Here is a 12,627-nt window from a genome sequence, read left to right as displayed (position 1 = left end):
CTGGACTACACCTTAACTCTGCTGCCGACCTGTCCAGCTAACCAGGACCACCTCAAAGGGCGGTCAGCTGCCCTGCCTCACACCGAGCAGCTGCTACCACGCGTGGCTCAGGTTGAACGTTTTTCATCCGCAAGGGCCCATCAGGAGCTGTCCACCATGACTAGCCGCATCGCCAGGCTTGAAGTAATACCCGTCTATTCACCTGCCACATCCGCCAATGATCTTGACGGTACGGCAGATACCGTGATCGTCAAGGTCCATGACGAGGACGGCCGCTATGGCTTCGGTGAGGCCGATGCGCCGCCCAGTGCCGTCAAGGCCTTCATCGAAATGCCCACCGCGCATCTGTGGAGCCGTAACGCTAGTGAGATCCTTGTCGGAGAAGATCCCATTGAGATCGCGGGACTGTGGCAGAAGCTTTATGATGGAACTTTCTGGCCGGGCCGGCGCGGGCTCGGCATTCATGCGCTTTCGGCGATCGACATTGCGCTCCATGACCTGGCGGGCAAGCAGCTCGGCCTTCCCGCCTACAAACTGATGGGTGGCGCGCGTCGTGCGAAGCTGAAGCCCTACTGCACCATCTATCCAGGCCTCTCCCAGGGCCGCAGTATCAGCGATCTCATGAAGGAAATTGGGCGCCAATTCGACGCCGCGCTTGCAGCGGGCTTTCGCGCCTTGAAAATGGAAGTGCTGTTCTATGATCTTGTGACCGATCGCGAGCTTGCCCGCCTCATTGGCGAAGGCCGCCGTATGTTGGGCGACGACATCCTGATGGCAGTGGACTTCGGCTATCGCTGGCACAACTGGCACGATGCCCTATTCGTGCTGGAACGGGTCACCGAACATGACATCTTTTTTGCAGAAGCCACGCTGCAACATGATGATATCGAAGGCCATGCTCGTCTTGCGGAGAAGAGTTCCATTCGCATCTGCGGCGCGGAGGCCGCAACCACCCGGTTCGAGGTGCGGGAGTGGATCACGCGCGGCAAGGTGGGCGTGGTGCAGCCCAACATCGGGCGGGGCGGCGGCCTCACCGAAATCCGCCGTATCGCGGACTATTGCGAGTTGATGGGCGCCGAAGTGGTGCCACATGGCTGGAAGACCGGTATCACGTCGGCTGCAGGGCGTCACTTCCAGACAGCTTGCCCTGCCGCGCCCATTTTCGAATACGTCTCGCCGCATGTCTTCGACAGCCCGATGCGGCGCGAACTGGTTTCTCCCGAGCCGGAGGTAATCGATGGCTTCATGACACTTCCAGAGGGGCCCGGCCTTGGGATTGAACTTAACGAGGAACTGGTGGAGCGCTGGCGTCGGCCTTCTGCAGGCGCCTAGAACAAACCCTGTTCCACGACGCACAAATTGCGCGCGCGTCAGTGTGGCAAGACAATCGTTTCGAGCGTCTACTCTCTTTGTAAAAAAAAATTCAGGTCGCATCACTCGTGATTCAGTTACGATGCGACGTTATACCTAGCAAGCGCCTCCTCGTTGAGTGTGACGCCGAGGCCCGGCCCTGTTGGTAGCGGAATAAGACCGTCAATGACCGGCAGTTCGACACTACACAAGTCCCGGCGCAGTGAGGAGCCGGCTAGTTCGCGTGGCAGGAACTCAATGAATGTGCAGGTCGGCGAGACCGCAGCAAGATGTGCCGAGGCCGCGATGCCAATCGCCGACTTCCAGCAATGCGGCACCACCGCAAGGCCTCGATCGCGCGCATGCATTGCAACGCGCTTGGCTTCCGTCAAGCCCCCGACGCGCCCAACATCCGGTTGCACCACATCGACTGCCTTGGCGTTCATGAACTCGAGAAACTCGAAACGAGTATTCTGCCACTCGCCCAGCGCTATCTTGACTGGTGAGGCATGGCAGAGCTTAGCATAACCTTCAACATCGTCCGAAGGGAGCGGTGTCTCAACGAAATATATGTCCTGGTCAGCGAACATGTCGATGGCACGCAGCGCCTGCTTCCAATCGGGCCAAGCATAGGCGACATCTACCATGAGGGTCATCTCTGTCCCCACCGCCTTGCGCACATCGCGCACCATGCGGGCGCATTCCCGGTCATCGGCAATCTGCAGCGAATTGTGTGAATAGGGCCCCTTCAGGCAAATCTCGAGCTTAGCCGCCCGAAAACCAAGTTTCTGAGCAGCTAGCGCGCGCTCCCGCAACACCCGACCATAGGTTTCGAGGTCGTCGCCTTCAGGCAACAAAGAGGCATAGGGCACGATATGGTGATTGGTGGCACCGCCCATCAGTTGCCAGCACGGCTTCCCTTCAATCTTGCCAACCAGATCCCACAGCGCCATGTCGAGAGCACCGATCGCACAGATGCCAAGGCCCCGCCGCCCGGTCATAGCAGATCCACGGTACATTTTTTCCCACAGACCTTCAACGTCGCGAGGATCCTGACCGATCAGCATTTCAGTCAAACCAAGACCCATGATATGGGTTCCACGAGCCTCGATCATGGCGCGCGCCACCCATGGGTTGGTGTCGGTCTCGCCGATTCCGACATGGCCGTCGTCAGTATGGATCTTGACGACCAGATTGTCCTGTGCGGACGAGCAGGCGTCAGCTCGGAAGTCGGGTACCAGCAGAACAAAACACTCGACCTTTGTAATCTTCATGGCTTCTCTAATCCTCTTCTTGAAAGGCCTGATTCTCTCTCGAGCAAATCCTCAAGCGTGTGATGGCAGCGGATCGCCAGCCCATCCTGCGTTTCGCGCCATGGGGGCGGCATGGTGCCGCATATTCCTGGGATTTCTGCGACACAGCGACCAGCATAAACACAGCCAGTTCCGACATCCACCGACGTGACAGTCCTCTGCCGCGCGGGCTTACGTTTCTTGAGCGGTACCGGCACCGCTTCCAGCAAGGAATGAGTATAGGGGTGATAGGGTGGTGAAAACACTTGTTCGCGTGACCCGATTTCCATCACCTCTCCGCGGAAAAGCACGCAGACTCGGTCGGCCAGCATGCGCACAACGGCCAGATCATGCGAAATGAACAGCATCGCGATTCCAAGTTCTGACTTGAGGCGTTGTAAGAGTTCGAGGATGCTGGCCTGTACCGACACGTCGAGCGCTGATAGAACCTCGTCGCAGAGCAGCAGTTCGGGTTGGGCGATGAGAGCACGGGCAATCGCTACGCGCTGACGCTCGCCGCCAGAAAGTTGGTCCGGGTAGCGGCTAGCATAAGCCGCATCGAGGCGAACCTCCGCAAGCGCCGCCGTGATTTGCTCCATAGCACTGGCCGATCTGTCTGGAAAAAAGAAGTCAAGTTGACGGCTGAGACTGCGTCCGATTGTTGCGCGCGGATTGAGCGACGCGTCAGGATTCTGGAAGATGTACTGAATGAGGCGGCGCTGGGAGGGGCTCCGCGCTTTCACGAGAGGGGATAACTCTGCCTCATTGAGATGTATATGACCCGCGGTTGGCGCGACCATCCCGGCAATCGCCCGTGCCAACGTTGACTTGCCGCTGCCCGACTCGCCCACGAGTGCAAAGGTCTCGCCTTTTCCAATAGTGAGCGACACGCTACCGAGAGCCGTGAAAGCCCGAACACCATGACCGTAACGAACTATCAGGCTGGCCACTGTCAGCAACGGAGGCGTTGCGCAGTGATCTGGCTCGGCTGGCAACTCTTCCACCGCCGGCGCAGCTGCCGGAGGCATTTCCGCCAGTCGCCAGCAAGCCGCCTCATGGCCGTGCCCCGCATGGCGGAGGACTTGGGCTTCATCAAAACAGCGGGTCAGCGCGAAATCACACCGTGGCGCGAATGGGCAGCCTTTGGGCAGCGCATCACGTTGCAGGAGCCCACGTAAAGGCTTGATGGTCCGACGGTCTTCGTCGAGCCGTGGTAGGGCGGCGATGAGGCCACGGGTGTAGGGATGGCGGGGCTCGGAAAACAGCTGCGCCGTCGGAGCGAGTTCAACCATGTGCCCAGCATACATTACGCCGATGCGATCTGCGATCTGGGACAGAAGGCCAAGATCATGCGTGACATAAAGCATCGACATGTCGAGCCGAGCTCGAAGGCCGACCAACAAGTCAACAATCTGTTCCTGTGTGGTTACATCAAGTCCGGTGGTTGGTTCGTCCAACACCACAAAACTTGGCTCACAAGCAAGCGCCATTGCGATACAAACACGTTGCTGCTGCCCACCTGAGAGCTGGTGCGGATAACGGCGCAGAAACGCTGCGTCGTCAGGCAAGCCAACGAGCCCGAACAACTCCCGCGCACGATCTCCGGTAGGCAGATCATGGGCGACGAGTATTTCATCAATTTGCTCACCGATACGCATCCCGGGACTAAGGGCTGTAGTCGGATTCTGCGGCACGAAGCTCACCTTCGCGCCACGCACGCGGTCGAGGCCAACACGATCAAGCGTCAATACGTCGATGCCATCGAGCACAATCTTGCCAGTGTCGGTGCGGAGACCGCCATGACGGAAGCCAAGAAGCTGGAGAGCCACAGTGGACTTGCCGCATCCGGACTCGCCGACCAACCCCAGCACCTCGCCGCGTCGTACTGAAAAACTCACATCCTCGACAACCTGCCGCCAGCCAAGGCCCTGGCGGTAGGACACCGAGAGTCCAGAGACCTCGAGAGCGAGCATGGTCATTGCGTTCCCAGCTTCACTGTCCGGCCGAGTACCCTAGCCAATCCCTCAGTGAATAGGTTCAGTCCTACGACCAGGGATGCGAGTGCGAGACCGGGACCAAGAACTGTCGAGGGACATACAATCAGCAAGGCACGATTTTCGCTGATCATGAGACCCCATTCCGGCGTCGGTGGCCGCAATCCGAAACCCAGGAAGCCGAGCGAGCCGATGAGCACCGGCGCATAACCGGCGCGCAAGGCGAACTCGACAAGCAGAACGCCGGTCGCGTTAGGCAACAGTTCCCAACACATGACCGACCACGCTTTCTCGCCCCTGAGCCGCGCCACCGTCACGTAATCGCGAGTGGTGATATCGATGGCGGCGGTCCTCGCCATGCGAGCGATGCGGGGTGCATAGACAAGCGCAACCACCAGCACAAGAAGCACAGGATTTCCGGAGTACTCCGGGCCCGCAGCTGCAATAGCAATCAGAGCGAGGACAAGAAATGGAATGCTAATCAAGGCTTCCAGAACCCGTTGAACGATCTCGTCGATCCATCCGCCCACATAGCCTGACAGAAGCCCGACGATAGCGCCAATCAGCATACCCAGCAGGGTGCCTGCGAGTGAAAGAGAGATGACAATCCAGCTGCCGCGGACCACCCTGCTGAAGACGTCACGGCCCAATTGGTCAACGCCGAAAGGATGGGCGAGGCTCATGCCTGAGAGTGGAGGCCCGGCGCCCATTTGGGAATAGCCGTAAGGCGCCCAGAAGGGCCCGGTGACAGCCACCAGCAAGTGGACAACAAGAATGAGACTGCCGATGCGGAAGCTGAGGGGCATCTGCCTCCAAAGCATCAGCCAGTTTCGTCTCATCTGAGACGGGGCAATCAACTCTATGTTGGCTTCACTCATATCTCAAGCCGTCCTGAGCCGTGGATTAAGTAGAATCGCTGCGATATCCGCCAACAGATTGGCCGAAACATAAACCAATGCGGCGATCATCACTGTGGCTTCAATGACCGGCAGATCACGCAACTGCAGCGAGTCGACGAGCAATGTGCCAAAACCCGGATAGGAGAACACTCTCTCCACCACCACGACCCCACCAATGAGATAGGCGAGGTTAAGCGCCGTAACGTTGAGGGTAGGGACTAGCGCATTGGGCAGCGCATGCCGCAGCAGCACACGCTCGCGCGACAGACCTTTAAGTTCTGCCATGCGGACATAATCTGAATCGAGTACCTCGATCAAATTATCCCGCAGCATGCGCACCGCATATACAGCCATGACGATGGCCAACGTCGCAGCTGGTAGCGTCATGGCCCGCAGATATTCGACGTAACTTGAGGTCTCATCGACAAGCGAAATTGCTGGTAGCACCGGTATCCAGAGCACGAAGGCGAGTAGCAGGATAGTGGCCAATAGGAAGTCTGGCATCGAGAGAAGTACGAGGGTTACCACCGACAGCGCATGGTCAACCGCCATGTCACGTTTCAGCGCCTGCACAACCGCCGGGATCACGGTCAACGGCAGGTAGAGGAGGAATGCATAGACTGACAGTGCTAGTGTGTTGAAAATGCGAGGCGCTAGAATTTCGGAAACGGCGCGGCTGGAGACGAGCGACCGGCCCAGATCGCCAGTCAACAACCCACCAAGCCAATGAATATAGCGGATCATGGACGATTGATTGAGGCCCAGTTGTTCCCGCAGCACCAGAAGCGCTTCCGGGGTCGCATCGCGGCCGAGAATGCGAGTGGCGACGTCACCCGGCAGAACTTCAAGCACGGAGAAAACAAAAGCCGAGACAAGCAGCAGGGTAACTGCAGACAGCACGATACGGCGCACGATCAGTATCCAGATTTGCAAATGACCCCCTTATGACTACAGGGCGAGGCTCGCCTCGCCCTGCATTTACTTTTCAATTTCGCCGTTGCGGCGTTATTTGCAGCTCAGGTTCTCGAAGTTGAGGTTGAAGTTCTGCGCCAGGGGCGCATAGCCGTCACAGCCTTTGCGCAGGGCCAGAACCTGATGAACGAACATCGGTAGAATCACGCCTCCCTCCGTTGCGAGCAGCTGCCCTGTTTGTTGGAACAGCTTATTGCGTTCGGCTTCGTCGGCGGTTGTGTTGGCCTTGAGCAGCAGCGCATCATAGTCAGGCCTCTCCCAATGTGTTTCCTTCCACTTGGCGTTCTGCGTATATGCCACAGCGAGACCTTCGCCCGGCGGACGCATTGACCAAGCTGATGTTACGATCGGCTTCTTCAGCCAGACATCGTCCCAAAAGCTTTCGGCCGGCGTCACGATGACATTAATCTCGATGCCGGCGGCTTTGGCCATCTCGGCGTAGACCTGCGCCATACGCACCATGCCGGGCACACCTTCAGCAGTATAGAGATCGAATTTGAGTCCATCCTTGTAGCCTGCTTCCGCAAGTAGGGCCTTCGCCTTATCTATATCCTGCTTCGGCGCCTCCTTGACATACGAGGCAGGGTTGCTCACCGGAACAGGATTATCGGCTGCAGTCTCGCCGAAGCCGAGAAGAACGGTGTCAACCATGGCCTGCCGGTCAACCACCAGCTTGAGCGCCTCCCGTACCTTGGGGTTGTCGAAGGGCGCTGTGTCCACCCACATGGAGATGGTCATCGAGTTCGATGCACCGGTCTCGAGTAACTGCACGTTCGGGTCGTCCTTCACGGAGCCAATTACTGACGGATCGACGTTCAGCATCAGATCGACCTGCCCCGCCTTCATGGCAGCGATGGCCGAAACGGCTTCCTGCGCCACCGTGATCTTCAGGCATTCGGCCTTGGGCTTTCCGGCATCCCAATAGTTGGGATTCTTCCGAAGGATACGCACCGGCGCATTGGGCGTAAATTGCTCCTGCATGAAGGGGCCCGTGCCGTCTTCCTTGAGCCTGAGATCCGCCGCCTTAGCGCCGTCAGGCACGATATTGGTGAACTTGTTGGTGATGAGCACAGGGAGTTCCACCACCGGCTTCGGAGTGGTGAAGGTGACGGTCATCGGGTCTGGCGCCTTGATGCCTTCCGGATCCAGGAAGGCCAGAACGGCGCGCGCGCCCGAGCCGGTCTTCTCGTCAAGCAGGCGCTTGAAGGAGTAGACCACATCGGCCGACGTGAAGTCTTTGCCAGAATGGAACTTCACTCCGGGGCGGAGCTTGAAGGTCCAGGTGAGGCCGTCGCCCGAAACCGACCATTCGGTTGCCAGCTCTGGCTTGAGGTTGAAGTTGTCGTCTACATCGACGAGCCGGTTGTAGACCGCGAAGGTATGATAGGCATCATCGCCTGAGTGCATGTCGGCGGGATCCATCGATTGCTTCTCGCCGCTCGATTCATACCCCAAAATCTTCACGCATTCATCGCCGGCGGCCGCCCATACGGGCGAAGCGGCGGAAAGTCCAATCGCGGCGGAAGCCGCTCCCAACAACCATCTGTTCATTCTCATGGGCATTATCCTCCAGCGTTTTTGTAGCAGACATGCAATTCCGAAATGCCGGACAATTGTACGTCTTGCCAGACAGACCTTGTACTGCAATAAGTTATCAGTCAAGAGAACGGGAGGCGCGCTTGGCAAAAATCAAGCTCAGGGGCATGACGTGGGATCACCGGCGAGCGGTCGATCCGCTGATTGCGGCGCAAGAGGTCTTCCGCCAGCGCCATCCGGACATTGACATCACCTGGTATAGTCGTCCGCTCAGCGGTTTCGAGTTCACGCCTGTCGAAGTGCTCGCCAAAACCTACGATCTCATCATTCTTGACCATCCTTTCATGGGGCAGGTGGAGCAAAGCGGCTGCCTGATGCCGCTCGGGACCAGCCTCGAGCTTCACGACGGCGATTTCGTCGGCCCGTCACTCGCCACCTACCGCATGGCTGGGGAAATTTGGTCGGTTCCCGTGGATGCGGCTTGCCAGGTTGCGGTGTCACGGCCTGACCTCATGGCGCGCATCGGCGTTGAAATTCCACTCGATTGGCAGCAACTTCTCGGCCTCGGACATTTGGCGCGGCAGCGCGGCCTCTGGCTCGCAATCGGGCTTAAGGGCGTGCACAGCCTGATGACCTTTTTTACACTTATGGCCAATCTCGGGACGCCATGCGCCACAAACCCGGAAGAGCCACTGTTCGAAATTCAGGCGGCACGGCAAGTGCTGAACCTGATGCGATCGCTTCTCGCCTTTTGTCCTCCAGAAGCGCTGGATTGGAACAGCATCGTGCTGCACGAACAGATGGCCTCACGCGACGATCTCGTGTTCTGCCCGGCGGTCTATTGCTATGCGACTTATGCCGAGGCTGACAACAACCGTCCGCTGCGTTTTCACGACTTTCCGGGGCCCCAGGGCCCCCGCGGCTCGACCATTGGCGGCACCGGGCTTGGCCTGTCGGCAAGTTGCGCCCATCCGGAAGCCGCACTCGCCTATGCACGCTTCGCAGCCGAACAGAATACGCAGCTGCTGTTCGCGCGCCACCATGGCCAGCCTGCCCGCCACGCTGCGTGGGAAGATCAAGCTATCAACGATCACTTCGGCTGCTGCTACAGGGATACCCGTACCACCATGGATCAATGCTGGATCAGGCCGCGCTACGACGGCTACCTTCGCTTTCAGGAAGCCGCGGGTGAAGTGATAGAAGCCCATCTCAGGGGCAAAACCAGCGAGACAGCCATGCTCGACCGGCTTCAGCACTTGCACGGAGCGACCTAACCCAGGCGGCGTGACAGCTTCTCCGCGGCATTCATGACACTGGCAATCAGACGTTTGCGAGTGACCTTGTTGAACCGTTGCTCTGGAATTACGACACTGATCGCCGCGAAGCAGCGTCCGGCCGAATCGAGAATTGGCGCTGAGATACAACCCGCATGTTCATTGGCTTCGTTGAGTTCCGTGGCATAGCCGAGGCGTCGGAACTTCCTGATCTGCGCGATAATCTTTTCCACGTTCATTGTGGCGTTGCTGGTCGGCGACTGGCGAATGGTCATTTTTAGAAGGCTTTTCAGTTCGGCATCGGAATAGTCCGAAACCAGGAGTCTTCCGGCCGCCGCCCAGTTCACCGGCACGCGGGTGCCGACGTTACTGATGATCCGCAGATGGCCGCGACCCTCCTCCTTGACTAGAACCATCATCAACCCGTTATCCAAGACCGAAAGTTGAACGGTTTCTCCTGTTTCGTCGCGCAACTCTTCTGCTATCTGCGCGCCGTCGCGCAGGAGATCCACGTGGCTGCGATAGGCCATGCCCAGTTCATAAAGCTTACGGCCAATAAAAAAACCAGTGCCCTTGCTGGCGGGCGCCACATAGTCGGCCTCGATGAGCGTTCGCACGAGTTCATAGGCAGTCGACTTCGGAATCTTCAGTTCGGCGATGACCTGGGCGACCGTTATAGGCCCACCGCGCGCCAGCATCAGCCCTAGGATGTCGATCGCCCGCCTGACGCTGCGCGAGCCTTCGCCGCTCTCTTCAGCAGCTGGCATTGCAGATGTTCGCTCCTTGTGGCTCTTGCGACCTATTGTGTCCTTGCTCATTTCCGGTATTCTAGACCTTAGTCCGGCATATTGAAACGGGAAGTTTTAACCGGTGGCGGTTGGGGAAGCTCATGAAGATAAGCGATATTGAAGTTGTCGAGTTGCGGGTGCCCGGCTGGACGGGAGAAACGTTCGACGGTTCCTATGACAATTGCCTTGTTCTTGTCCATACAGACGAGGGCGTAACCGGGATCGCCGAAGTCGACAGCGTTCCTTCCGTTATCCGCGCCATTGTCGACGCGCCGCGTTCGCACACTCATGCCATGGGCCTGAAGCAGGTACTGCTGGGTGCAGACCCGTCCGACGTCGAAGGACTGTGGGAGCGGATGTATGATCTGACCAGCTACTACGGCCGGCGGGGCGTCGTCATCCATGCCATTTCGGCCGTCGACATCGCCCTCTGGGACTTGCGCGGCAAAGTGCTGAACGAAAGTGTCGGCAAACTGCTGGGTACGCCGCAGCGCGACAGCGTTCTCGCCTATGGTACTGTATACCCACTTGGCACTGAGCCTGACGACGTCAGGCACAACATTGACCGCGGGCTGAAACTCGGCCTCAAGGCCATCAAGATCGTCGCCGATCCGTTCTGGCGCGACAACCTGGACAAGACCGCTCTTTTGATCCGCACCGCGCGTGAACATGTAGGCAATGACATATGCCTGATGGTCGATGCCGCGACCGCCTGGTCTACCGTCGATGAGGGGCTGCCACTGATGCCCATTTTCCGGGAGAACGGATTCGTCTGGGTAGAAGCACCATTACCTATTGACGACCTCGATGGCCATGCGCGCTTCCAGGGTTTTGGTATCCCGATCGGCGGCGGCGATCTCGGGCTCACCACGCACTTCGAATATGAGGAGGCATTTCGACGCGGACAAATCGACATCGCGCAGCCGGACGTTACCATGGCTGGCGGCTTGACGGAGTTAATGCGAATCTCGACGTTGGCCCGGCAACTCGGGCGCCGCGTAGTTACCCATGGCTACAAATCGAATATTACAATCGCCGCGAACTTGGCCTTCCTTTCACAGCACTGGATGGATGAGCCGCTCGAGTATTCGACGAGCGATTCTCCCTTGCGCTGGAAGCTCACCAACGAGGAGTTTCCAATCGGCATAGACGGCCGGGTAAAGGTGCCAAACCGACCCGGCCTCGGAGTGTCGCTCAACCCCGAAACGGTCGACTCCTATCGTACGCGGTCATGAAATAGAGCATGAAGTCAATGCCATGCAACACTCGGTGCCCGTCGTAGCTCTTTCGAGCTCCGCCGAAAGCGGCATCTGCTGTCCGTCGTCAGATAATTTGAGAACTTTGGGCGCGTGATCGAAGAGAGGATCTGGCGCATCTGGGTTTGATGTTATGCGGCCTTGCCGCGGTGTTGCAAGCGTCTGGTTTTGATGGTGTCGCGTTTGATCCTTTCTCGTTCCAACAGGATAGTCTGGCCGCGCCCGAAGTAGACGTCGGCCGGGGTCAAGTTGCTGATGCTCTCATGGTACCGGAGATGATTGTAGTAGGCGACGAAGTCCCCGATCTTCTGCTCGAGGTCGCCCGGTAGGTAGTAGTTCTCGAGCAGGATCCGGTTCTTGAGCGTCTGGTGCCAGCGTTCGATCTTTCCCTGCGTCTGTGGATGAAGCGGCGCCCCGCGGACATGATCCATGCCCTTCTCCTCGAGCCAGTCCGCCAAGTCACCGGCGATGTAGGACGAGCCGTTGTCGCTCAACAGCCGAGGCCGGTGTGTGACCTTCATGCTGTCGAGCCCCGAGGCTTCGAGCGCCAGTGTCAGCGTCTCCGTGACGTCGCTGGCCTTCATCGTCGTGCACAGCTTCCAAGCCACGATGTAGCGGGAGAAGTCATCAAGGATTGTGGACAGATAGAACCATCCCCAGCCGGTGACCTTCAGGTAGGTGAAGTCGGTCTGCCAGAGCTGGTTCGGAGCCGTCGTCTTGTCCTTGAACTCGTCCGCCGCCTTCACAACGATGAATGCGGGGCTGGTGATGAGGTCATGGGCCTTGAGGATCCTGTAGGCTGAGGGGCCTCTGACACGAAGTATTCTTCCGTGTCGGTGAAGCGGACGGCCAGCTCGCGGGGCGACAGGTCTGGCTCGTCGAGCGCCAGCTTGACGACCTTGTACCGAACCTCGTCCGGGATGCGGTTCCACACCCGGCCCGGCTGAGGACGGCGGTCCTCGAGCGCCTCAGGCCCGTCGGTACGATATCGGTCGTACCAACGGCAGAAGGTCGGCCGGGGAATGCCGAGCTTTTCGAGCGTCCGCCGGACTGGGAGGTGCGACTGCTCCCCGCCCAGCACCGCCCAGTCTTCGCTCCAGTCGAACTGGAACGCCTCTCCCGGCGCAAAGACCAGGGGCACGAAGGTGCCGCGGCCACTCGTCTGGGCATCCCGCTGGCGCTCCACCTTCCAGGCCCGCACGAAGGCCGCCACCCGGCCGTAGGAGCCGACGTAGCCCAGAGAAACAAGGTCGGTGTAGATCTGCT

Annotated in this window: 9 protein-coding genes and 1 pseudogene; 3 read left to right on the top strand and 7 right to left on the bottom strand. The window is 58.8% G+C overall.

Annotated elements, in window-relative coordinates; all coding sequences use genetic code 11:
• Nucleotides 1-156: 156 nt before the first annotated feature.
• The gene (locus WCJ41_RS16890) at nt 157-1,332 is read left to right on the top strand and encodes a mandelate racemase/muconate lactonizing enzyme family protein (protein WP_336907006.1); all 1,176 of its coding nucleotides are present in this window, start codon (nt 157-159) and stop codon (nt 1,330-1,332) included.
• A gap of 116 nt (nt 1,333-1,448) precedes the next feature.
• Here WCJ41_RS16890 and WCJ41_RS16885 read toward each other — a convergent pair whose 3' ends face one another.
• The 5 genes from WCJ41_RS16885 to WCJ41_RS16865 form a co-directional block, all read right to left on the bottom strand.
• Entirely contained in the window at nt 1,449-2,624 is a 1,176-nt protein-coding gene (locus WCJ41_RS16885; protein ID WP_336907005.1) for a mandelate racemase/muconate lactonizing enzyme family protein, read from the bottom strand.
• A complete protein-coding gene (locus WCJ41_RS16880) occupies nt 2,621-4,621 on the bottom strand; it encodes an ABC transporter ATP-binding protein (protein ID WP_336907004.1) in 2,001 nt (666 codons plus the stop codon). Before WCJ41_RS16880 ends, WCJ41_RS16885 begins: the two co-directional genes overlap by 4 nt.
• Nucleotides 4,618-5,514, bottom strand: coding sequence for an ABC transporter permease (locus WCJ41_RS16875; RefSeq protein ID WP_336907003.1), 897 nt, complete (start codon nt 5,512-5,514; stop codon nt 4,618-4,620). Before WCJ41_RS16875 ends, WCJ41_RS16880 begins: the two co-directional genes overlap by 4 nt.
• 3 nt (nt 5,515-5,517) lie before the next feature.
• A complete protein-coding gene (locus WCJ41_RS16870) occupies nt 5,518-6,447 on the bottom strand; it encodes an ABC transporter permease (protein ID WP_336907002.1) in 930 nt (309 codons plus the stop codon).
• Between the two features lie 93 nt (nt 6,448-6,540).
• Entirely contained in the window at nt 6,541-8,154 is a 1,614-nt protein-coding gene (locus WCJ41_RS16865) for an ABC transporter substrate-binding protein (RefSeq protein ID WP_336907001.1), read from the bottom strand.
• 32 nt (nt 8,155-8,186) lie between these two features.
• On the opposite strand from WCJ41_RS16865, the gene WCJ41_RS16860 reads away from it, so the two are divergent.
• The gene (locus tag WCJ41_RS16860; protein ID WP_336907000.1) at nt 8,187-9,317 is read left to right on the top strand and encodes an extracellular solute-binding protein; all 1,131 of its coding nucleotides are present in this window, start codon (nt 8,187-8,189) and stop codon (nt 9,315-9,317) included.
• Here the strand turns inward: WCJ41_RS16860 and WCJ41_RS16855 are convergent.
• Complete coding sequence (locus tag WCJ41_RS16855; protein ID WP_336906999.1) at nt 9,314-10,135, bottom strand: IclR family transcriptional regulator; 822 nt, start codon at nt 10,133-10,135, stop codon at nt 9,314-9,316. The two genes, WCJ41_RS16860 and WCJ41_RS16855, sit on opposite strands and share 4 nt — an antisense overlap.
• Before the next feature lie 71 nt (nt 10,136-10,206).
• On the opposite strand from WCJ41_RS16855, the gene WCJ41_RS16850 reads away from it, so the two are divergent.
• A complete protein-coding gene (locus WCJ41_RS16850; protein WP_336906998.1) occupies nt 10,207-11,340 on the top strand; it encodes a mandelate racemase/muconate lactonizing enzyme family protein in 1,134 nt (377 codons plus the stop codon).
• A 152-nt stretch (nt 11,341-11,492) separates the two neighbouring features.
• On the opposite strand, the pseudogene WCJ41_RS16845 reads toward WCJ41_RS16850, so the two are convergent.
• Nucleotides 11,493-12,627, bottom strand: a pseudogene (locus WCJ41_RS16845) (IS3 family transposase); the annotation flags it as partial.

It is taken from the genome of Aestuariivirga sp. (assembly GCF_037139295.1).
GTDB lineage: Bacteria > Pseudomonadota > Alphaproteobacteria > Rhizobiales > Aestuariivirgaceae > Aestuariivirga.
This window is presented reverse-complemented; position numbering and strand designations above follow the sequence as displayed.

Bases quoted from the DNA above. Each gene is read 5' to 3' on its own strand.
- WCJ41_RS16885 (WP_336907005.1), bottom strand. From the start codon at position 2,624: ATGAAGATTACAAAGGTCGAGTGTTTTGTTCTGCTGGTACCCGACTTC.
- WCJ41_RS16855 (WP_336906999.1), bottom strand. From the start codon at position 10,135: ATGAGCAAGGACACAATAGGTCGCAAGAGCCACAAGGAGCGAACATCT.
- WCJ41_RS16890 (WP_336907006.1), top strand. From the start codon at position 157: ATGACTAGCCGCATCGCCAGGCTTGAAGTAATACCCGTCTATTCACCT.
- WCJ41_RS16850 (WP_336906998.1), top strand. From the start codon at position 10,207: ATGAAGATAAGCGATATTGAAGTTGTCGAGTTGCGGGTGCCCGGCTGG.
- WCJ41_RS16875 (WP_336907003.1), bottom strand. From the start codon at position 5,514: ATGAGTGAAGCCAACATAGAGTTGATTGCCCCGTCTCAGATGAGACGA.
- WCJ41_RS16880 (WP_336907004.1), bottom strand. From the start codon at position 4,621: ATGACCATGCTCGCTCTCGAGGTCTCTGGACTCTCGGTGTCCTACCGC.